Here is a 24,787-nt window from a genome sequence, read left to right as displayed (position 1 = left end):
GCTCAGTGACTTAGGACTTTTTGCTACCGTTCCCTTTGGCGGTGTTTGCAACCCAGACCCAATCCACCAGTTCTGTTTCTTCATCCGGTGTCGCGGTCGCATCGGTGCCAGCATCATTTGCAGGTGCAGGAACGATCAAAAGCTCCACAACTTCAACGCCTTGCTCGGCGGTGTTGGCAGGCGCATCGTCAAAGGTTTCCTGCGTTTGAACGATCCAGCCTTCGGTTTCGTCAGTTTCGGACGAGAACACCGACAGTTTTTGGAACGAAGCCGTGGGCGCAGGATCAGCCACAAGATCTACAGTTGCCGGATCAGTGGCCGCTGGCGCAGGTTCGATACCACGACCATCGCGTTTGCCGGATGAGTTTCCGGGCTGTCCGCCGTCTGGTGATCCGGTGTTGTCGCCCCATTCATCGTCTGACTGTGTGACCATACCCAATTCGCCGTAAGGTTCGCCCAGACGTTCAGGATCTGCCCCCTGTTCGACGCGGGTTTGATCGGCGCCATCGCTATGGCCCACCTGCATCAGGAATTCCTGAATCCATGGGGCCGGAGAGCGTACAACGGTCCAGTTTCCAAAGGGCGAGAATGGCACAACGAAGTTGTTAAATTCGCCTGACCAGTCAACCATTCGGTCATGGGATGTGTTGGCAATCAACAGATCACGGCCGCCGCCGCCATAGGCCAGATCTCCGTACTCCGAAATATCCGTGCTGGCGGCATCAGGCGCGTCATTGGCCCCACCGTTTGTGTCCAGCACATCATCAAGGTTCAGGATATCCCCGCCAAGGCCACCCCAGAGGTGGTCACGGCCCGTGCCACCCATGATCCAGTCAAAGCCGATATCGCCAAACAGTTTGTCGTCACCATCACCCTTGGCCCATTCACGCGCCATGGGCGTCAGTTCGCCTTCGTCAGAGTTAAAGTTCAAGACGTGTCCATCAATGCGCGCCAAGGCATTGTTGACGTCAAAGTACCCGTCCGGCACGACCAGACGGCCTGTGACCGCATCAATCTCGGGGCGCCAGTCGCTTGGGGCGTCATAGAACTCGGCAAGGGCTTCTGCCCCTGACAATCCATCCTGCCCTGCACCACCATGGATCGAGTCATCACCCAGACCACCATAGATCAGATCATTGCCGCCAAGATCCCAAGGCTCCAGATCGGCCGTTTTGGTCAATTCACCAAGCGGGTTCAAAATGGCGTGGAAGGCGCTGGCCTGTGTTGAAACGATTTCTTCGCTCCGCGCCGAGGTCAACCCGATCAGGGCTTCTGTCAAACCATTCCGGCTTGTCAGAATTTTACCGTCATCTCCAAGAGTACCATCATGGCCGGTGCCGCCCGAAATCCAGTCATCTCCGGCGCCGCCAATCACGTCATCGTTCTGCGCACCTGCATAGATCGTATCATCGCCGGACATGCCGTGGATCGTATCATCCCCACCTTCGCCGTGAATCCAGTCATCGCCACCGATATCGCTCAGATCACCGCCGGGGGTATAAGCGGCATATTCAATGGCGCGCACATCGATACGTTCCACACCGGTATCCCCGTATGTGTCCCACTGGTAATGCAGGGCCGAATTGTTTGCGATTATGCGGAAGATATTGCCATTGTCGCCAAGAATCACATCCGCATCTCTGGCATGGCCACTTTCCGAAGTGTCGCCAAGGCTGTTGCGTGTGGTATCAAGACCATCGCCGCCATAGATCGTATCGGCCCCGTCAATCAGGGTTTCGCCCAATGGATCGCCACAGCTTTCGCCAAGGAACATCAACGAAGAGCCACCAATCAGATCATCCTGGCCCAAACCGCCGATGAGAATGTCGTCATCTCCGCCGCCCTCGATGTAATCCGATCCATCGCTGACAAGACCACCCTGTTCTGCAACCGGACCTCCGACAGCATCAAAGTCGATCGAGCCATCTCCCATGACAGTGTCGTTGCCGCGTTGTCCGAACAGACGATCGCTATCGGCCCCACCAGCAATAAGGTCATTGCCCCATGTTTCCGGCGATGCGTTTTCGGAATGATCCAAGAGCGCGATATCGCGGCCCTGAACACCATCAAGACTTGGCTCCCACACAGCGGACACATCTGGCGCATAGCCCGATGCGATATAGCCCGTAACAGGATCAATCTGGTAAAGCGTTTCGCCATTCAGGCTGCGCAAACGCTGGTCCAGCGTATCATCGCGGCGCAGAATGTCTGCATTGTCGCCCGCAACAACATCATCGCCTTCGTCGGCATCAATGACGTCATCGCCGTCAAAGCCGCCACACACGTTGTGCCCGCCAATGATATCGTCGGCACCAAGGCCTCCTGAAATCAGATCAGCACCCTGCCCGCCCAATGCGATATCGTCGCCGGCTCCCATGATGATCCGGTCACCATCGCCCGCGTCATCGCCGGATGTGGCAATCGAGGTAAAGCTGAACGGCAAGGCCGCAGCGGTGGTCAATGGCAGTTGGCTCAGGTCGATAGACCCGTTTTCGAGGCGTTCAATACGGCCGTGGTCACCAAAGGCAAGGTCATTGCCCAATCCGCCAAGCAAAAGGTCCGCGCCGGTGCCGCCGAAGATGGCATCATTGTCATCCCCGCCATCGATGTCATCCGCGCCACCATCTGTCGGGGCAATCACTTCGACAACATCAAGGCTGGATGCGTCCCCGTCCAAGGCAAAGCTGTCAAGCCGCGCCGCATCACCAAACAGGATATCCATCCCTGCTGCGCCCCGGATCACATCTTCGCCAAAGCCGCCAACCGCAATATCATCGCCCGTTCCGGACAACATGGTGTCATTGCCACCACGGGTGGTGTCGATCGATCTCATTGAGGTCACGACACCAAACTGCAACAGGATTTCTGCATGATCCCCGAACAGGACGTCTGCGCCGTCGCCGGCATCCATGCTGTCCCCTGCGGTGCCCCCGAGAAGGATATCGTCGCCCTCGTCTGTATCGATCAGGTCAACCCCGCCGATTTCCGGCAGGCGCGTGACGATCTCCACTGGACGCAGTCCGTCCATATCCCAAGTAATCTGTCCCTGATCGCCAAGAACAATATCATCCTGAAGGCCGGATTCGACGGTATCAGCGCCGTCGCCCGCAAGCACGGTATCAGCGCCTGAATCTGTTTGGATAAGATCGTTCCCGCCGCCAAGACCTTCAAATCGGGTCTGAGCGATCTGCAGGACGCCGTCCGTGTAGGACACCTCACCGCTGTCCCCGATCACCAGATCGTCGCCGGCCGAGGTCTGGATTGTATCTGCTCCCGTACCACCAAGAACGGTATCGTTTCCTGCGCCGGACCGGATCAGATCACTGGCGCCCAAAGTGGACGAACTGCTCCGCACGGTTACAACCGAACCGGCGTTAAAGATCACCACGCCGTTGTCGCCCAGAATGACGTCACCGCCATCTCCTGAATCCACCGTGTCACGTCCAACACCCGCCAGAACGACGTTATCGCCATTGCCGACATCGATCTGATCATGACCCCATGAGGGGCCCGCATCCGATGTTTCGATCCGTTCAATTGTTGTTTCGCCCAACAATTGCGACCACGTTACAGCGCCGGCATCACCGATGACGACATCATGACCGGCACCTGATGTGATCTGATCATTTGCACGGCCACCAAGAACCACATTGTTCCCTTCGCCAGCCTGAATATCGTCAGTTCCCCCAGCGGTGTCATCCAATGTCCGGAGTGTAATTGGAGCAGAATTTACCTGAATAAGTATGCCGCTGTCTCCGACCACAAGATCATCGCCTTCGGCAGAAACAATCCTGTCACTATAGAACCCACCAAAGACGGTATCATCACCTAGACCTGTTTCGATAAAGTCCCAGCCACCTATGGTAAGGCCATTCAGAGAACGCAACATATCTAATGTTGAGAGATCGCCATCCAGATTGAAGATTGCTTCCCCTTCATCTCCGAGCACGACATCTGCGCCTTCTTTGGTCACGATCCTGTCGTTATCCGCACCGCCAAAAACTGTGTCGTCACCAATGCCGGAGAAAATTCTGTCACGACCACCAATTCCGCTGGATTTGGTTGAAAGGTGGTCCAACACACCTGCTGTAAACAATCCAATCGCACCGTCGCCCACCACAACATCATCGCCGTCCGAAGTGTAAACAGTGTCATTTCCTGCACCGCCAAACACCGTATCATTTCCGGTATATGTCGAAATTCTATCGTTGCCACCGATATCTGGAAGCATGGTTTCGAAAGAACTCAACAAGCCCCCTTCGAAAAGCGCAATTCCGTTATCTCCGATAACGAAATCATCGCCGCTACCACTGCGAACGCTATCAGCACCAACACCCGCTAGAACAACTTCTTCTCCGCTATAAGCAGTGATAAGATCATTGCCGCCTGTCGTAGCGACACTATCGGTGGTTCTGATGGATTGAAGTATTCCGTTATCTAGCAGAATTTCGCCGTTATCTCCGATGAGGATACCGCCGACACCACTGTTAATTATGGTATCTCCACCCTCGCCACCGATAACGCTGTCATATCCTGATCCGGAAAGAATTCGGTCCGCATCACCCGAGCCTAGATTTTCCAGACTACTAGATGCTGATTGTAGCGAACCGTTGTCGAATATCGCTATTCCATTGTCGCCAATTATCAAATCAGCGCCGTGGCCTCCCGACAAGGTGTCGCGACCTTCACCGCCGAAAACAATATCCGAACCGCTGTTGGCTGTAATGCTATCTGCGCCGCCTCTTCCTTCAGAGGCAAAGATGCTTTGGGCCTGAACCAGCGTGCCGCTTGCGATGATAAGGTCCACATGATCGCCAAACAGGGCATCCGCACCACCTGATCCCGTCAAGGTGTCTCCGCTAGAGCCGCCGATGAGAGTGTCATTGCCGGAAACGCTGGTGATATAGTCGGCGCCACCTTCTGCGGCGTTTGCGGATGTCGCTGAAATCACGCCTTGCGTGGTCAGGACCTTGAACAGGCCCGGCTGAAGGATCAAGCCGTGGTCGCCAAAGATTAGGTCGGAGCCTGCGCCGCCGCTGATCGTATCCGCGTCACCGCCCTGAGACACATCTGTCGATGTGACACGGGTCACGAGATTGACCTCGAAACGGCTGTCACCATAGATGTGATCCGCGCCGCCATTGCCCGAGAGGTCATCCTGACCATCGCCACCTGCGATGTGGTCGCCCGCCGAACCGCCGAATACGGTATCATTTCCGCCGCCGGCATCGACAACAACGGTTGTGCTGGTGCCGGAAATATCAATCAGATCATTACCATCGGCGCCATAGGCATACCCGTTTTCGGTCAGGTTGCCCTGTTCGGAAGAATAACGAAGATTGCTAGCGGAGGTATCCCCATAGATCACCAGCGGGCCATCATGGCTGTGTGCGGTAATCGTATCGTCACCGCCGCCACCGTGGATCGCGGTGATGGTATCAGTGGCCGTGCTCTCGATCACAAAGGTATCATTCGAACGTCCCAGCAGAACTTCGAAGATGTCCATATTGGCATAGGTGATGCCGCCCTGATACGTCACGGGCACCGGATCCTGGGTCGTTCCCTCGTTCAGCGTAAGCGCGCCACCCATGCCCAGTCCGGACAAATTGGTTGCCGTCAAAAGACCTGTATCTGCGGCGTTCGAGCTGTCGTTGAAGACGTTGACGCGATCTACGTCTTCGCCAGTGTCATCAACAGGCGGACGCTCACCCAGCGGCAGGTCGATTTCAGTTGGCAAAATGATCGCTGGCGAGATGGATCGGCTGTCCGGTCCGGCGTCCCCTTCGAGGATCAAAGGCCCTTGGATGCCATCCACCAGATGCGGACGTGCAGAGACAACGCGGATCGGGTTCTCCGGATCGGCCAGCGGTGTGGTTGGATCAACGGCAACGTCGATGATCACCGGCTGGTCCCAGTTTGACGCATCAAACGTCAGGGTTCCGGCCACGAAACGCGCATCGCTGCTGCTCAAAAGCGTCTGTCCGTCGCCTTCGACGGAAACCGTGACGGACCCGACAGGCGCACGGCTCAATTGAACCGCATAGCTGTCATCGCCGTTTGTACCGGTTGAAACAACGGTGCTGCCATCTGTTTCGGTCACGATCACCGAGGCCGTATCGTTGTCGATCACCTCAACGTCCAGATCAACATCTTCAGCGGCAAAGGCCCCTGTCGAGCTGGTCACCGAATGTACGATGTCAAACTCTTCGCGGTTTTCTTCGGTGGTGTCGTCCGTTGCGGTCACCGTGACGATCTGGGCCGTGTTCCAGTTTGTTTCGTCAAACTGAAGCGAGGTCGCATTCAGAGACACATCCGCATCCACATCCAGCGCGACCGTGACGATTTCACCTGCATCAGGCTGACGCGAGAGGGACACACTGTAGGTGTCGGTCATCCCACCTTCATGAACAACCGTATCTGCGCCCGTGCGGGTCACAACGATTTCCGCTTTGTCATCGTCTTGCAGATCAACCTTGATGTCTTCCAGACGGATACCGTTCAGCTCGGCTTCGTTCGAGATGATCGAATGGCTTATCAGGGCAACGCGGCTGCCATCTTCGGCAGTGTCATCCACAGCGCGAACATAAACGGTGCGCAGGTCATTCCAGTTTGTATTGTCAAAGCTGGCAACTGCCTGATCCGCGAAATTCACACCATCAAGCGAGACCAGAACCGTCCGCGATCCCGTCGGAAGTGCTGTGGATGCCTGGGCGGCAGAGATCGTGATATAGGCGACTGATCCGGTGCCGATGGGGGCGTTCGGCATCTGGATTGTATAGGTGTCAATGTTGCCAGAGCCTTCGGAAACGGCTGTATCCGGGCCAGACTGTTCGATAATCACCGGATCGGAATTGGCGGGTTTGACAATCAGGTCAATGCCTTGGCCGACAAGGTTCACATAGTCGGGATCGGTTAGTTCATTTGCATCTGCAAAATGGTTGATGATACCGGACTGTCCGCCATTTGGTGCCGAAATGATATCTTCCAGAACGCTGCCGCCGATATTGAACGTATCACTGCCAACGCCGCCGATCAGGCGCGTGGTCACACCTGACTGTGTCGACAACACATAAAAATTGTCGTCGCCTTCCAGACCATCCACCTCAAGTGCTTCTTCCACACCGGACAGGGTGACGGTCAGGCCCGCACCGAAAATACCGTCTTTGGTCACAAGGAAATTGTCTGCCCCTTCAGAGCCGACCGCGACGACTTTGTCAAAACCGGCGCCGCCATCGATGTCTACGGGTGCGTTCACGTTATACCGGATTTCATCGTCACCCGAGCCCGCATTCAACGCGGATTGCCCGACAAGAGACGACCCGCCTTCACTTGTGTTGAGCAAGAAGGCGCGCAGAACAAAGACGTCGTTGCCTGCTTCACCTTCCATGCGCAAACCGGCCTGATTTGAATAAACACGGAAGTTGTCGTTCCCGAGGCCGCCATAAAGAATGGTCGATACGCTGTTGCCTCGGCTGAGCCAACCAAGAGTGGTTTCGATTGTGGCAATCTCGTCTCCGGCGGCCACATTGGGCACAAGCCGGTCCGCACCGAACATCTGGCCAATCTGGAAGGTGTCGTCCCCGACGCCGCCATCCAAGGTCATCAGAGCGCTGTTATCATCCATGGCGAACATATCGTTGCCAACGCCGGATTCGACGCGCACACGCGCATTGATCGACTGGTCATAGTTGATGCGTTCGAGGGAATTCAGGAACCCGCCCGCCCCGTCGCTTTGCATCAGGGCAATAAAATTGCGACGCACAAGGATGGTGTCGTCCTGATCCGTTGTGCGGATCAACATCCGGTCAAGTCCATCGTTGGGTGCACCGCTGTCGCTGTTGTTCACGATCACATCGCTGACACCGGTCAGATCAATCGTGGTCACATCCGTACCGCCCTGACCATCAACCGAGAACGTATCGCGCACACCGTCGCGCAGCGTTGTCATCGAGGGCAGTTCAATAAGGTTGATCTCGTCATCCCCGTCACCGGCCAGCAACTCTGTGTTGCCGTCAATCGATGTGACTTCGATGTTGAAGATATCGTTATCAGCGCCGCCCAGCAGTGTAATGGCCAGGCTGTCCAGCGCCCCGTTCAGCGCCATGATGCCGCCTGCGGCGTCAACATCGCCGAGATCGATCGACAGAACGATCAACGATCCGGACGTAAAGGTCGCCCCAAGGTTTTGAGACAGCGTATCGGCCGCCGCAATGGACAGCGTGTTGCCGGCAGTCATAACACTACCGGTTTCAAACACTGCATTGCTGGCCATGAGATCCACATTCACGCCGCCCGTTACCATGGCGTCTTGCATCGCATGTAGTGTTGCACCGACCGTCATGGATACATTTGTACCGGCCGATACCATGCTCTTGACGTCAAGGGTGGCATCACCCGCAACCGAAGCCGCCACATTGTTGGTCGCGTCCATCACGGCATTCGGACCATGAGACAGGCGTCCGACGTTCAATGTCAGGGTGCTGCCTGCTGAAATCGTGCTTTCTTGTTGGGTGGTCAACGCACCGGACAGGCCAATCGTACCATTCTGCCCCGCGCCTGTTGTCAGCAACGCACGTTCGCCATGCGTCATCGACGCGCCCGTCAGATTATAACCTGTCCGCCCAAGAAGAGAGCTGTCCACGCCAGTGGAAATCGCGCCACCTGCATTCATGCGCAGATAGCCCATGTTGACCGTGCTGCCGGTGCCGCTCGCAAGGGACGACGCCGCGTTAAAGTAACCGGTGCCGGATTGGTTCGACAGGGCCGCATTTGCCAGAATGGAAATGCCGCCAGTGGTCGAGACCACCGAGACGCTGTTTCCGGAGGCGCTGCCGGATGTTGATCGCGTTTGCGACCCTTCCCCGAATTCGACAGTCGCACCTGTGATGGCGACAGTCTGCGCGGTTATTGTTGCGTCGGTTCTGAGGGAAACCGCCCGCGCGGCATCCAGCGAGGCGTGGCCCGACGCCGTTACTGCGGTTCCGTATTCCAATACGATTTCCGATGCGGCATCCAGATCAACAACGCCGTTGTGAGCAGTGATCAAACCACCCGCTCTCAAACGCAACGTCCAGGCGTCCGCCCGCAATGCCACGTTGCCGGTGTCAGCTTCGGCGCGCATCACATTGAAACTACCTGAAGTTTCCGAAACAAAGATGCCCGTTCCGGCATCCAGATCCGAGTAAGACATCACGCCACGGCTTGTGTCGACTTCAAGGAAGTCACCGGCGGTGCCGATCGAACCGGACGCCGTAATGGACAGGCCATTGCTGAGGATTCCTGCGGCGGTACTTGCGGTTCCATCCAGAACGCTGCCTGCGGGTGTTGTCAAAATGGCGTCACCGTTTGCAGAAATCGTTTCTACATAAAGGTTCCCGCCAGCCACGTTCAGAATGACATTTCCGGCGCTCGCGGCAACGCTTCCGGCCACCATATGTCCCGAGGTTTCGTTCAAATGGATCGAACGTGCGCTGACAGATCCCAGACGGTTCGAATTCACATCAAGGCTGTTGCTGCTGCTGCCGATGTGTCCATTGCTTGCCGCGAGGACGAGCGTCGTGCCGATCACATCCGCCACGCCGTCATTCGACGCATCAACAATGCCGCCCGCACTGGTCAGGGTAACCGTGCTGTTAGACAGAATCTGCCCCACGCGCATGTCGCCCGAGGTTTCGTTCAGAACAATGGCGCCCGGCGCGGTTGCATTGACCGATCCAAGCGCATTGTTGGACGAGTCAAAGTCAAACGCATTGCTTGCCGAACCGATGCCACCAAAGCGCGACGTCAGGAAAATGCTGCGTGCTGTGACATCAGAACTGCTGGTTGCGTTGCGGTCGGTCAGGTTACCCCCGGCAATAAGCGTTGCCGATCCGTTTACGGCAGACACATGGCCGATGCCCATGGACGACTGGCCCAGAACCTCAAGCATGACGTTGCCACCTGTCGACGTGCCGTTCAGGACTTCATACTGGCCTTCAACGGTATAATCGGTGCGGGCTGTGATAAAGGTGTTCGGTTGTGATCCAGCCTCGACGGTGACACGGGTCAGACGCCCTTCAAGACCGGTAAAGTCGAGCTGATCACCCGCCTGCATATCCAGCAGAATACCGTCAGCAGGTGTGGTGATCGGCGTCGATCCAAGGAAGGAAACATTTGTCCCCTGTACTTCGAGATAGAGATCATCCCCTGCACGCCCGACAAAGTTGATCGGGTCATAGGCGATTGTTCCATCGCGGAAATCCCGTCCGCGTATCATCTCGAGATAGAACGGATTGGACACCGTCCCGATCGAGCCACGATCCGCGATTATGGTGACCGCAGGAACCAAAATTCCGCTGTTCAGGTCGGTTGCAAACATCTGGCCGGCATCGCCCGCCACCAATGTAATGCCCGCAGCCTGCGTGATGTTGCCGCCATAGGCGCGGAAGTCAAAGATCGCGGCGACATTGCTGATATTATCAAGGAACAGAACGTCAGAACCGGCATTGGTCGAGAAGTTCCGCACCGTGAAGGTGGTAAAGTCACCACCGGCATTTCGGATATTGAAGCCCGGCTGCACATCGGCAGGCGCAGGGCGGCTGTCGACCACATTGATATCCGGCTCACCGGCATTGTCCGAGATCATCTCGACCCTTTGGATATGCAGATCACGCGAGGTATTGTTCTCGATTGTGACGCTGGTGAGAAGCTTTGGCAGGTAAACATCTGCATCCCCGCTGACCACACCTCTGACCAGACGGATATCCAACGTCCCGCCAGAGTCATTGACGATGTCATCAACAAGAATACGCGATGAGTTGATCGAGGCGCCGACATTTGACACCGGATCGATACTGCCATCCGCGTTCACACGCAGAAGTTTGTCCGTGCCATCGCCCAGGTAAATCGAGCCGCGCAGATCAACAATATCATCCGCGGTGTCACCCACAGTGGTGGTTTCGGCATTGCTGTCGGCAAATTCAAACACAGTGACAAGGTCAATCACCGTATCCGTGACCCACTCGACAATCGCGTCCAGTGGCCATGGCAACCATTTCGTCACCTTGCGCACCACTTCGCGCACCACTTCGACGATTTTGGTGATAACACCCGAGGCTTCAGCTGCCGCCACTTCGGTGATCAACAGGTTCGAGCTGCCATCAATATCTACGGCGCGGGAAACCATCACGGCATCGTCCGCCATATCAACAATGGATTGACCAAAGGCCGTGCCAAAAGCTTCGGCGTTTGCAGTGGCAAGGACAGTCGTGTCCGCATTGGAAATCGCGCGGGAAATGACCTCGTTTCCGATTGCGGCATCCGGATTGTTCAAGGCGTTTCCGAAGGCGTCGATCTTGATCAGCTCACCACCTTCAATTCGTGCAGTGCCCTGTTGAAGAACGCGGGCCTGCGCCTTGTCGGCGTTGGTGCCGATGGTCAATTTGGACACAGCCGTCGAGAACGCGCCAGCAAGGGTGACGCGAGTATTGGACTGGGCTTCCTGTGTGCCGCCGACTTCGTTCAAGGCATCGATATCAACGGTCGAGCCCGCCAGAATTTGGGAGCCGGTCCGCAAAATGACATCCGCATCTGTGTCAATGTCTGTCAGGACATAAGCCGTCGACGACGAGGCAACCGCCCCTCCGGTCTGCATAGAGACAGCAATATCAAGGTTGATCCGGTTGGCCGCAAACAGCGTTGCATTGCGTCCAGCATTCACCACTGCGCCGGAATTCACGTCAACATTTGAATCCGAAGTAATGTTCACATCGGCCAATGCACCGCCAGCTGCGGCAATCGAAGGCACGCTGACATTGGCGAAATCACCCGAGAACAAGGCAGACAACGTCTCGCCAAGCTCTTGACCGGACGATCCGGTCACACGGCTAATTGCATCCGCAAAGGTGCGCGCAATCAGTTCAGCATCATTTGCGTCAATCCGGCTGTTGGTGCCCATTCTGGCGTCTGCGGTTGTCGTCATATTGGTCGTGCCGCTTGACGATCCTGCCGTCAAAAGACCGGCCGATCCGCCAGTGACGCTGTTGCGGGTTTCGGCCACCGCGAAGGCGCGGATTTGTGCCAGATCCCCGGCCGTCAACACGGTTCCGTTGCCGACCTCTACATCCACGTTGGTTGTGGTGGATGACGTGCCCGAGGCGTTTCCGCCAGAGATCAAACCCGTTGCGTTGTTGTTGGCAACTGCGTCTGCTTCATTAAAAGTGCGTCCTGTCACAAGAATATCGTCATCTGCTGTGACAACCGCACTGGCACCAAATCCGGCCCAGACGTTTGCAGTTGATGAGGCGGTGACGTTTGAACTGGAGATCGATCCCGCGCCGCCAACAGACGTCGTGGATGATGCGCGGGCGGCGTCTGTCACACGACCGTTTCCATTGGCATCAGACACGTTGAAGAAGGCATTGACCGTGACATCGCCGGTTGTGGCCTCGACAAGAGCGGCCTCTTTGATTTCTGCGCGCACGGTAGCGACAACCGTAGAGGTTGCGTTTGAGTTGCCAACCGCAACGGCGCCGCCTGCGACGCCTGATGTGACGGCCTCTGATTGCACCATAGAGACCGCAGCAACGGTCACGTCGCTGCCGGATACATTTGCGCTGTTGCCTTGGATCATCGCGTTCACGGAACGTATGACAGTGCTGTTTGATGCGCCGCCGACACCTGCAGCAAGGCCACCGGCGCCTGCTGTTGCGTCTGCGTCTGCATCCACGCCATCAAGGGCCAGAACCGAAACAATACCGGTGTTGTCGACGGTTGTTCCATCGATGCGCGCGGTATTGCTGCCTCCGACAGTTACGGTGCTGTTCGAGGTTCCGCCGCCGATTAGCGCGCCTATCACGCTGGTGGCATCGGCAAAGCCGGTAATGTCACCCATCGAGCGCACGTTAAGAGATCCGGCTCGCACTGTTCCCGAGGTGGCTTGCGACACAAGGGTTGCACTTGATGTTGCATTGGCGCGCGCACCAGAGAGACCGACCAGAGCACCGGCCGAGGCTTGCGAAACCGCGCTGGCATCCAAACCGTAATCACCGACTTCGGTCAAAACAGTGCCGTCAAAGGCCACGTTGTGGCGCGCAAGAACGGTGACATCGCCAGTCGCGGTGATAACAGCTCCGCCGCCGATTTGCGCGGTGATTGTGGGGGTAACACTTGCGATGGCTTCAGATTCACCCACCGTTAAGGCACCGCCATTAATCCCTCTGGATTCCGCATCCGCATCCGCTTTGCTGGCGGCGTCGACTGTGACGCTGCCCGCATCCACGGTCATTCCGGAACCGGACAGCGATGCGGTCAGGCTGCCGGCAATCGTGGCGTTGGCTTCGACTTCGGAAATTGATCCGACGGCACCTGCACTTGCGTTTGCAATTGCGTTGCCTTCATGATCGCTGTTGGCCAGTACCGATACCGATCCGGCATCGATGTCAGACGCGCCGCGCACTTGTGCTGTCACATTCGGATTGATGGTGACGGCCGCGCGTGAACTGCCCAAAGACACACCGCTGAGCGAGAAGCCGACAAGCGTCACTGTGGACGTCACATCACTTTCTGCATCAACAGTAAACGCACCGGAAATATTAACCGTTGCAGCATTCACATCCGCAAGAACCGTGCCGCCGACCGTGGTGCGCACTTCGTTCAGGGACCCGTTTCCAATCCCGCCGGACAAGGACCGGCCCGTCAGGTTTGAAATGGTGTCGCCCTTGGCGTCGATGTCAAAACGCGCAACGCCTCCAAATGTGCCACCGCCAACATCGCTTGCCGATCCCACACGGGCTTGCGTTGTTCCTGTAATATCAAGCGTGCTCACCGAGGCACCACCGACATAGCTCCCGCCCGCAGCCTGACTGCTGCTCAGGGTGATATCGCGTTCGCTCGACGCCAGAAGCCGCACGGTGTCACCATCCGAAACATCGCCATAAATCTCGGCATTTGCGCCCGAAGCGTCATTGTGTACCACGACGGATGCACCAAGCGCCCCTGCAAGGCCGCCAGAGGCCAGAATGGACACGCTGTCGACGTTGATGCGCATGTCTGACAGAACATCAACGCGGCTTGATCCTGCGATGCGTCCGGCCGAGACCGATCCCGTTCCATCAATGCTGGCGGTTGTTGTCCGCGCAATTGTATTCACTGTGATCCCGGCACCCAGCGATGCCAGACCGACGGCCACTGTGCCCGCGTCTGTATCCAGATCAATCCGTTCGTTGGCCTGAATTTTGACGTTTCCTCCGGCCTCGACGTTTCCGGCGACAAAGGCATCTGTGCCTTGGGTTGTCACACGCGAAGTTGCATCGCTTGCAGCCGATACCGAAGTTTCGCTGCCGACGACCGTATTGGCATTCGACATGACAGAGCCCAAACGCGATGTCGCTGAAGGCTGACCCGTGCCATCAACATCTTCTGATCCGTCGCTTGTGGCGAACCCGCCAAGGATCGACCCGCTCCAGGATGTTGACGTCGCATCGTCCGCTTCATCCATCGCGTCAACCCCGCCCGAGGAAATCTCGGTGGTCTGGGTGCTGTTCAATTCGTTGCCAAAAGACAGAACGGAAACTGATGCGGCAAAGGCCGCTGCGCCGCCACTGCCTGAAATGACGATCTGGTCCACATCCATGATTTCTGCGGCACCGACCGTGACGTCGCCCCCTGCGCGGACATTTGTCCCTGACGCGGTATAGGCCGAGGTGTCAGACCGGATCACACCGACACCCAACGCCCCGCCAGCCCCGCCCGCAAGACCAACCGCCAGCGCGCCATTGCCCACAAACAACTCAAGCGTATTGCCCGCAGCAATCACTACATCCTGAGAGCTGTCGCCAGTCGCATTCTGGTTCACGCCAGCCGAGCCACCAACAAAGGCGCTGGTGTCGCTATCAACCACGGTCACGGCAATCGCACCGGCCAGACCGGCGGTTGCGCCGATGCCTGCGGCGGCTCCAAAGACAAAGATATCCTCGTCGCTTTCCGACGTAATCAGAACCCCTTCTTCTGTGCTGCGCGTCAGGGCGTCGCCATCGTCGTAGCGGTCATTTGTTCCACTCAGACCGCCGTTCAGTACGGAAACACCCGAACCACCTGCATTTGCATCAACCTGAGCCGACCCTGCGATAAAGGCATTTGTGGTTTTGTCGACAACGACGACATTGACGCCTGCGCCAAATCCGGTGCCACCGGACACCCCTGCGGCGCCCGCAATCACGTCCACATCACTCGAGTGTTCTGCTGCGACAACAACGTTGTACGCCGCGTCGACATCTGCGGCCCCGTCGATACCCGACGTCACCTCGGAAGTGATCACCACCGCATTGGCCGAGACGCCGCCAGCAACCGTTCCGCCGCCTGCAAAGGCCAGTGTCACGGCAAGCGCATCATCGGTGCCAGATGCGGCAATCACCACATCGCCGGCACTGTCGAGCGTGGCGCCTGTGACGCGGGCTTCTGTTCTGTTACCGAATACGGCGGCACTGGCGCCCGGTGCGCCAGCGGTTCCGCCAACGGCAACGGCTGCCATGATGTTCAATGCGTAACTGTCTGAATTCGCACCAATTTTAATATCATCACCGGTGCCGTTGGTTGTCAGCTCGGCGCCATTTCCAACCAAGGCTTCGGTTTCATTCGAGATAACATTGACCGTTCCACCAAGCGCGATCGCGCCTGCGCCCCCCGACCCATTTACGGAGAAGGTTTCAATGCTGTCGGTCGATACGGACTGGATCGAAATACCGTTAACCATGCCGGTCTGGGCCGAAGAAACACGTTCCTGATCGAAGCCTTCGTCGTTGAACCCCTGTCCGGCCGCTTCGGTGCTGCTGGCGCCGGATTGGCTCACACTGATTTCGTGCTCACTGTCTGGTTCGGCCTCGAAATCAACGCCAATGTCACCGGTGAGGCCCAAGACGCCACTGCCGGAACCCGAGGAAGTCAGGCTCGCGCCGCCTTCCACTTCGGCCTTGGTGTTTTTGTTGATCACGGTCACGCCAGCCGAGCCAGCCCCCGAAACCAACCCACCCGAGGCGGCCCCGGCAACGACATCCGCGATTGTTTCATCCAAAGCAACCACAGAGATTGTATCGCCTGCCGTGAGGTCCGCCGTGGATGAGATCACGGCGTGTGTGGTGTTGTCGATGCTCAAAACCGATGCTGCGCCGGCCATCGATCCATAAGGCGCACCCGATCCGCTCACGGCGACGACAACGGATGTGTCCTCTGACAGTGCACGAACGGTAATGTCATCTCTGACCGAGACATCACCGGCAATCCAGGCCTGGGTATTCTTGACGCTGGATTGGGCACCGGCCCCTGCCGAGGCACCAACAGACCCGCCAGCCGCCGCAGCGCCGCCGCCGCTGACAACAAAACTCACATCCCGCGCAAGAACAGCCGCGTCCTGTTGGCTTCCAGCGCCCGTGTTTGCCACGGTGACCCCTGCGCCAATCCAGGCGTGAGTTGTTTCATTTTGAACTGTAACAGCCCCCGAGCCAGCGACGCCAACCGTGCCGCTGCCCCCTGCGCCGATCGCGCTGGTGATGATCAATTCGTTTGAAACAGCAGAGACCGCAACACCAAACGAGCTGCTTTGAGTTGTCGGACCATCACCCAGTTCGTTGCCCATTGGCATGGTGGTCGACCCCAACCTGCCGGATGCCGTAATGTTGGTGGTTCCGTCAATCGCCGCCGTTGTTGTATCCGTGTGAACAGAAACCGCAGCCCCTGCCCCGACACCCGCCGTGCCACCCCCGCCAATACCGCCAGCGAGTGTTTCAAGCGTGCTGTCGCTGTTGGCCAGCACAGTCAGGTTACCATCGGTCGTAACCGACCCGCCCGTGACACGCGCGGTTGTGGTTTCGGTTACAGTCGTGCTGGAAACGGCACCGGCCACACCAACACTCGAGCTTGCGCCGCCCGCCACTGTCAGGGCTGAGGCAAAGATGCCGGATTGCGCGACAACATCAACGCCCCGCGCCACACGTTGCGACGCCCCCGTGAGCGCACGATCCGTGCCCCCCGTTGTCCCGTTTGCCACAATGGCAGAGTTGCCGTGAATTTTTGCTTCTACCGTGTGATCCGCAACAACCGTGCCGATCGATCCACCAACACCCGCAGCGCCGCTGTCAACCGCAATGGATCCCGCACCGGCAACCAGCACGGCCGAGCTCACAGGTTCGATTACCGCATCCCCAAGATCATAGGCCGAAAGACCATCAAGACCTGTTCTGGTGTCAGCAAAAACCGTTAGGTTTCCGTCGGTTGATACCGTCGCGCCTTCGACACGCGCGCGGACGTTTTCCGTATTCGTGACCACCGAGATCACACCAGCCGCCGCACCGGAGCTGCCAAGCGCCCCGGCCAGACCTGCCGCGACAAGAACCGGTGAAGAAGACGCAACAAGGTCGACACCGCGAATGTTGCGCGTCACACCTGTATCCAGAATGGTGTTCTGGTGTGTTCCTGTTGCCGTTACCGAGGCTTCGCGCCCGACAAGGGCTTCGGTGTCAGCTATTCTGGTCAAAGTGACAATCGTCGCGCCAAAGGCCGCACCGTTGCCGGACGACAGACCACCCGACAAAGGAACAATCACGGCATCGCTGTCTGCTTCAAGAGACACGCTGCCCGCTGTCAAAATTGTGGTTGCATCAGGCGACGCCACGCCACCATCTGCCGTGGACAATGCACCAATGCGCGCGCGGGTGGTGTCGGTCTGAACCACCGTGTTGATCGTGCCTGCCCCAGAGAGACCCGAGCCACCACCGGCACCAGCCATGGTGATCCCTGTCACGACAAAGAAACTATCGGCATAAACATCGACGCCACGGATCGAACGGGTGCCTTCATCATCCGGCACAACAGAGGCATCGCGCAGGGCGCGCGCAGTGACATTTGCGCCGGCGTCGATTTCGGCCAGTGTTTCCGAAAGGGTGACAGACACCGCAATAGAGGCACCGATGCCGCCGGATGAACCAAGCGCAACAGCGCCCGATCCGAACAGCAAAATCAGATCACTGTCGGCAGCAATGGTCACATTGCCATCTGTCGTGATATCCGCGCCCGCCCCAATCAGCGCCTGCGTCTCGTCATCAGTGACCACAACGGTAATCGCACCAGCGCCTGCAAAGCCACCTGCGCCGCTACCGCCGACGGTCAGCCCGACAATCACCAGATCGCTGTCGGCCGAAACATCAACACCGCGCACTGTGCGTGTACCGTCATCGTCGGGCAGAATGGTCGCGCCGACATTGCCCGCAGCAACGATTGTCGCGTCCCCGATAAAGGCCCGCGTAATGCTTTTGCGCGCAATCACCCCACCGGACAGACCAACCCCTGTTGATCCCGCAGAAGCGGCGATAGCACCTGTCATTGCGGCGGCCTCGGCAAAGGCATTGGCCCTTACAGAGACATTGCCTTCGGTTGTAACCGTTGCCCCCCCATCGATCGAGGCTTCTGTGATCGAGGCGTCGCCGCTGGTCTCTGGATCTTCGTATTCGAGCGAGGCAACGGGTGTGTCCGTGTTGATGTCTTCATCCGTGCCAAACAGGAAGCTTCCCGAGAAGCTGCCCGCGCCAGCAAAGGATCCGCTTGAAGAGCTGCCCGAGATGGCCAGCGTGTTCGAAAGCACCCGATCGTTGGCAAAGACATCAACGCCGCGCAGTGTCCGTGTATCGCCATTTACCGTTTGGGTGATGGCCGAATTGCCGTTTGCCGTTACATTCGCGTTTCCACGAATTTCTGCGCGGGTTTCGGAAAGCGTGACAAGCGGCGCTGCGGCGATGCCCACGGCGCCGGAGCTTCCGCTGAGTGCGATTGCGCCTGCAACCATGGCGCCAAAGAGATCGCTATCGGCATAGATGCTTACGCTGCCATCCGACAAGACGGTGCCGTCGATATAGGCATTGGTTGACCGGTCCAGAACGCCAAGAGAGACCGATCCGGCACCGGCAAAGCTCTGAGACTGGGCGCCTCCAACGGCGAAATTGATCAATACATCATTCGAGAAGGCCGAAACCCCGACGTTGCCCTTGGCCTCGACGGTTGCGCCGGTTCCGATAAAGGACAGCACATCACGGTCCATCGTCTGGACCCCAAAGGCCGCCCCAACAGCGCCGGTGCCCCCCTTGGCCACACCACCCGACAAGGTGATCTGAAGTGTGTGCGCGCGTGCATCCACCAAGACCCCTTGCGCCAAATGCGCACCGGGTGCGATCTCGGCGGCATCCGGATCAGCCGGATCTGCGTTTATCCGTGCGCCACCTTCTATGGACGCTTGGGTTGTGCCGGTCACAACTGTTGTAGCCACGGACCCCGCAACAGCCACCTGATCGGCCTTGGCACCCGCAACAGACACCATGAACAGGCTGTCGTCCGTGTCGGCCCCAACCATCACGCCACGCTGTGTTGCGCCACGGAATTGCAGCCCTGCGCCCTGACCCAGAGCAACCACATTTGCCGTGCCGGTGATTGTGGCCGTCGTCTCGTGATCCACAACCAGTGTTCCGGGCGCAATGCCGATCCCTGTTGACCCGCTGGCAAACCCACCCACAACGCCAATGGCGATAAGATCATCATCGGCCAAAACGCCGACGCTGCCCAATGCAGAAACCGACCCGCCGATCTGGGCGGTTACATCGCTGTCGACAAAATTGAACCCGACAGAACCCGCCAGCCCGAGACCGCTATCGGCCGAGCCTACGCTGGCCGCAAGCGATACGATCAAAGAGAAGTTTTCCGCGTTTACAAGAACATCGCCGTCTGCGGTCACATCCCCATCGATCCGGGCATCCACGTCATCGGTGAAAATTCCGATGTCAAATGCCGCCCCGACAGAGGTTCTGTTGCTGTCAGCGGCTGCACCGGCCACATTGACGCTAATGCCATAGTCTTTGGCCGTGACGGTCACGTCGCCGCCGGACGTCACGACAGCCGCTGATCCGATCAGAGCCTCTGTTGTGTCATCCGCAACGGTCACATTGACCGATCCGGCAATCGAGGTGTCCGCCTGAGAGCCCCCTGCGCCACCAACAACGAAACCAACGCTCTCCGATCGCGTTTCCGCTTCGACCAGTACATTGCCGGTGCCTGTGGTGGTCACGGAACCGGATTCAATTGCCGCGCGTGTCGTACGATCAAAGACCGTCGCCCCCACACCACCCGCAATCGCAGTGTCACCAGCCCCGCCATCGCCAGAACCGGTGATCATGGTCAATGGAATGGACACGGCCACAACCGGACCTGATGTTTCTGCATGCACAGTGACCGACCCGCCAGACGTCACCGAAGTGTCAGAGATCACCGCCTCTGTGGTTTGACCCACAAGGTTGATCCCGACCGCACCGGAAATCCCGAGGCCAGCCGTTCCGCCAGCCACATCAACACCATTCGAATTTGCAGTCACACTGTTCTGGTTCACTGCGGGCGGTGTCGAATTGTTGGCAGGATCAGGTGCTGGCGACGAGGATCCGCTGTCGGGCTTGGAAGCCGCCAAGGCAATCACAAGACCCAAATTCACGCTGTCCGCTTCAACCGTCACATCCCCGGCGGCAGATACGCCTGCTACAAAGGCGGGATCGGTGGGAATCGTGCCATCTTCGATATTGCCGATCATGGCCAAAGTGGTGTTGGTCATGTCGTTTACTGCGGCGCTCGCGCCGACACCGGTGCTGCCACCTTTTGCAAACGCCACGCCAAAGCTTAGCATGGTTGCGGAATGGTCTGCATCCACGGTGACGGTATCCGCACCAACCATGGCGCCATCTTCGATCCACGCGCGGGCCGTGTTGGTGTGATCATTGATCGACACGCTGCCCTGGAAGTTGAGGTCATCCCCGCTTCCGCCTGCATCGGTAAGGTTCATGACAAACTGTCGGGTGTCGGCATCCACGACAAGACCATGTGTCACGATGATCTGGGCACCATCAGCGATATAGGAATCTGCCTCGTTGGTTTTTTCGACATAGCTGAACGATCCGCCAACCGACGATCCATCACTTTTCGTCGCCCCTGTGAAAATCGCCTTGATGTTGGGGGGACCAACGATATCAACGGTTTCGATCAACCCTCTTGAACGCACGGTCGCGCCTTCTGCGCCGGTGATCGTGACCATCGCACCGCTACCAATTCCGGCAGTGGCCTTGTTCGCGATCATCATCACGTTGACTGCACCGCTGAGGGCGAATTTGCCCGAGGTGCCGGTGTCGTCATTGCCCGCTGCCGCACTGGCCGCGACATAGCTTGTGGCGACCTTGTCCGGCAGACCGCCTGCGGGATTGGCATAGCCGAGGAAGGGCGTGGAGGCATCGACAACACCGGTCAAAGCTGGGCCAAGCGACTCGTCATAATATTGCTGGAAGACACCAATCGATGTGTTGGCGGCCTGACGTGTTCTGTTGGGATCTTCGGGGTCGATGTTATCCGCAACATTGCCAAAAGCATCGCTGATCGACGGCATCGCACCAAGCGTGTCGCCGAGGTCTCCCATGGCGCTCAAAAAAGCCGGAATTTCGTCAAGGAAATCAACTTGATTGGGGACTTCCGCATTGGCATCCACCGTCAAAGAGGCCGCAGTGATTGTCGCGCCATCAATCCGCGCCACGGCATCATTGTCGAACATCGAGACATTGACGCCGCCCGCAAGACCGACGCTTGCGCCGGCCTTCGAACCACCAATTGCGGTGGTCCGGAAATTGTCTTCGGTGTGCGCCGTCACCGCAAGCGCACCACCGGCATCGACCGCGCCCCCATCCAGAATAAGCGCTTCGGCCAGCAACCTGTTTTCAGACACAAGGACAGCTGCAGAGAGACCAAAGGCCCCTGGCCCGCCCCATTTTCCGGCCGCACTGCCGGCGTTCGCCATCAACCGTTGCTGGGCGGCCTGTTGTGGGCTTTGATCAGCCAGTGAAGGCTTGGACTTGGTTGTGGCTTTGGAGCCAAGGATTGTTTCGGCATTGATGGCTTCGGCGCTAACCGTGACGTCTTCGGTCGCTGTCAAAGAACCGGCAACCTGAGTTGATGCGGTGTTGTCCAAGAAGGCCAGCGTGATCGATACCGCTTCGCCCTGATTGGCCTGTGGTTGCACAATACGGGTTTTGGTGCTGACCGATTGCTCTGTTGAGGTGTTGCTGTCGATGGTGACATTGAAGCCGGTGATCAACGCCCCTTCTGCGATGTCCGTCTGGGCCAGCGTTGTCGCATCGCCCAGTGTCATGGCGATGGCAGGGCCTTTGACGCGTTTGAACCCGCGGGGCGCATTGGAAGAGGTCTTTTTCTTCTTCGCAACAACAAGGCCCGAAACGATATTTGTCGTGACATCAATCGTGTTTGTGCTGCGCGATTCAACGGTAACGTCACCACCGGCAACAAGGGTAACGCCGCTTGCCACACTTGTTCTGGCCGTCGCATCGGACTCGCCAAAGGTAAATCCGATATTCAGACCCGGATTGGTAAATTCGAGGATCGATGTTGCCTCGGACGCGATATCAAGCGTGTCTTCTGCCCAGATGAACGCCCCCGACAGGATGTTGACCTGCGCAATTGCAACCGAACGTACAAGATGCACGGGGATTTTGGTCGCAAAGGCCCCAAGCAGCGGGAAATCGTCGATTTGTTCTTGAATGGCGCCCTCTAATTCGGACGCGGCGAGCTGAATGCCGCCAACAACCAACGGGATATCGCCGTCTTCCACTTCGCCATCGGTGGATTCATCATCGGGCAGGCCCAAAAGAGCATCCACATCGATTTCAATCTCGACCGCTTTGCCAGAGTCTGCGGTGGCCGAAATGTCCACGGTGCCACCGCGGATGACGACGTCGCCGATTTCGATAAATGCCGCCGCAACTTTTTCATTCAGAACCGGTGTAAAGGCCAGTGCATCAAGAGAAAATCCGGCATCCACTGTGATGGACACCGCGCCACCAGAAATGCCCCCAACCGTGCCTTGAGGTTCAGCCGCCAAAAGCTGGGCACCGCCGCCAACCGCGATACCGGCACCTTCCAGTATTTCATCGGGATCAGAGAACGGGTTCTGACCCGAAAATGCGCCCGCAAACCGCGTTCCGGACACCGAGCTTCCGCCCCCCATCAGCGTGATGTCGCCATGGCTGACCGCAGTCAAAAGAGAGGTCACGCGAGAGTCTATGATTGCCCCGTTGCCCACGACGATCAACTCGGCGTCCATGGTAATGTCGCCGCCATCGGTCGACAGGTTTTCATTCATCTCGATCAGGTCCGAGCCGAAATCACCGCGCACCGTGAGACCACCGGCCCAGTTTTCAAGCCCAAGCCCAAGACGGAAAGTGTCGTCGCCAAAACCAAGGTTGATCACAAGGGGCGCGCCACTTGCGAAATCACCGCCGCCGTATTGTGCGCCACCTTCCGTGACCAGTTCGAACCGTCCGGCAGATGCGGCCGCCTGAAGCGTAAGGTCATCGCCGCCGATCGTGCCGCCGATTGTAATCGCAGGTTCCAAACCAGTGTAATTGAATGTGTGCAGGTTGATTGTGGCCGTGCCCGAGGCTGATGTCGCAGCACCACTAAAGATGGCGTTCTGCTGAACAATCGTATCCTTTCCGCCTGCTCCACCGTTGATTGTCCCGTCAAAACTTCCCGGACGATCAATCAGTTCACCCGGATCCCCAAGACCGCTGGTAAACTCGAAATAGAATGTATCTTCGTTGCCTTCTGCGCCGGTCAGGGTCTCGATGTTCTGGAAAAATGATCCTTCGACATGACCACGGTTTTCGTCCGTTATCCGCCAGGTAATGTCCTTTTGCGGACCAAAGATTTCGTCATTTCCGTCACCGCCATCAATGGTGATGATCACATCTGGATTGCCAGCACCGTCAAGATCGGTAGCGGCCTGATAAAGCTGCGCATCGATACCTTCATAGCGGATCTGGTCATCGCCATCACCCAGGTTAAAGGTGATCACCCCGTTGTCATAATCCCCGCCGCCGTTTGATTTGATGAAATCAAGGGTGGTCAGAGTTCCGGCAGGTCCCATCTCGACACGTGACACGCCGTTTGCTTCGGTGTCATCATCGCTGATGGTGACCACACCACCACGGCCTGCCACGTCATCATTGATAATCCGTTCGTCCGCCGAGGTCAGGTCGGTGACGTTTTCAACATCGACGAAGGTGCGGATATGGTCTTCGGTGTCGTGGGTCTGGGTGATTGTGCCGGAACCGTCATCGCCAAGATCATAGGTCACGGTTGAAAAGCGTGGCCCCTCGAGGATCAGCTGGTCTTCACCGTCACCGCCATCGAAATTGATTGCAAAGGCCGGATCCGGACGGAACATGAAATCGACGGTCAGGACATCATTGTCACCACTGCCCGTGATGTTGATGTTGACCAGCCCTTCCATCTCGCTGCTGGCGACAACAAGACCGGATTCATCCTCAAGAATACGGACCTGATACAGGTCTGCGTCCGTGTCGTGATTAAGGTCGAGCGTGTAGTCCCCTGCATCGCCTAAAGTGTAGGCAAAAATCGGGTCCGCCGCCAAAAGAATGCGCGGCTCCATCGCTTCGATATTCAGAAGGCGGCGTGCGCCCCTTTCAGAGCGCCGTTTCTCGTGGACCCGCGCAAGCAATTCGCGAACCGCAGTCGTATAGCTTCGACGCTTCGATTTTTTCGAAGTATCGGGTCGAATTCTGTCGCCTGCGCCGAACGGAAAAGCCATTTGCGGACCTCAAAGCTGAAATGAAAATCGTAAGACTGTGTGGGAACTCGAACTAACAATCTTTCGATCATCGCATAAAAGGTGCGGATAACATAATCTTTTACGGAAACGGTGTTT

Annotated in this window: 1 protein-coding gene; it reads right to left on the bottom strand. The window is 57.6% G+C overall.

The window, feature by feature from the left end; genetic code table 11:
• Positions 1-10: 10 nt before the first annotated feature.
• The gene (locus PH7735_RS08570; RefSeq protein WP_058310833.1) at positions 11-24,670 is read right to left on the bottom strand and encodes an LEPR-XLL domain-containing protein; all 24,660 of its coding nucleotides are present in this window, start codon (positions 24,668-24,670) and stop codon (positions 11-13) included.
• Positions 24,671-24,787 lie beyond the last annotated feature (117 nt).

Source organism: Shimia thalassica (assembly GCF_001458215.1).
GTDB lineage: Bacteria > Pseudomonadota > Alphaproteobacteria > Rhodobacterales > Rhodobacteraceae > Shimia > Shimia thalassica.
The sequence above is the reverse complement of the archived record's forward strand: the minus strand, read 5'-3'. Positions and strand labels throughout refer to the sequence as shown.

Coding starts and splice junctions, on each gene's coding strand:
- PH7735_RS08570 (WP_058310833.1), bottom strand. CDS start 24,670: ATGGCTTTTCCGTTCGGCGCAGGCGACAGAATTCGACCCGATACTTCG.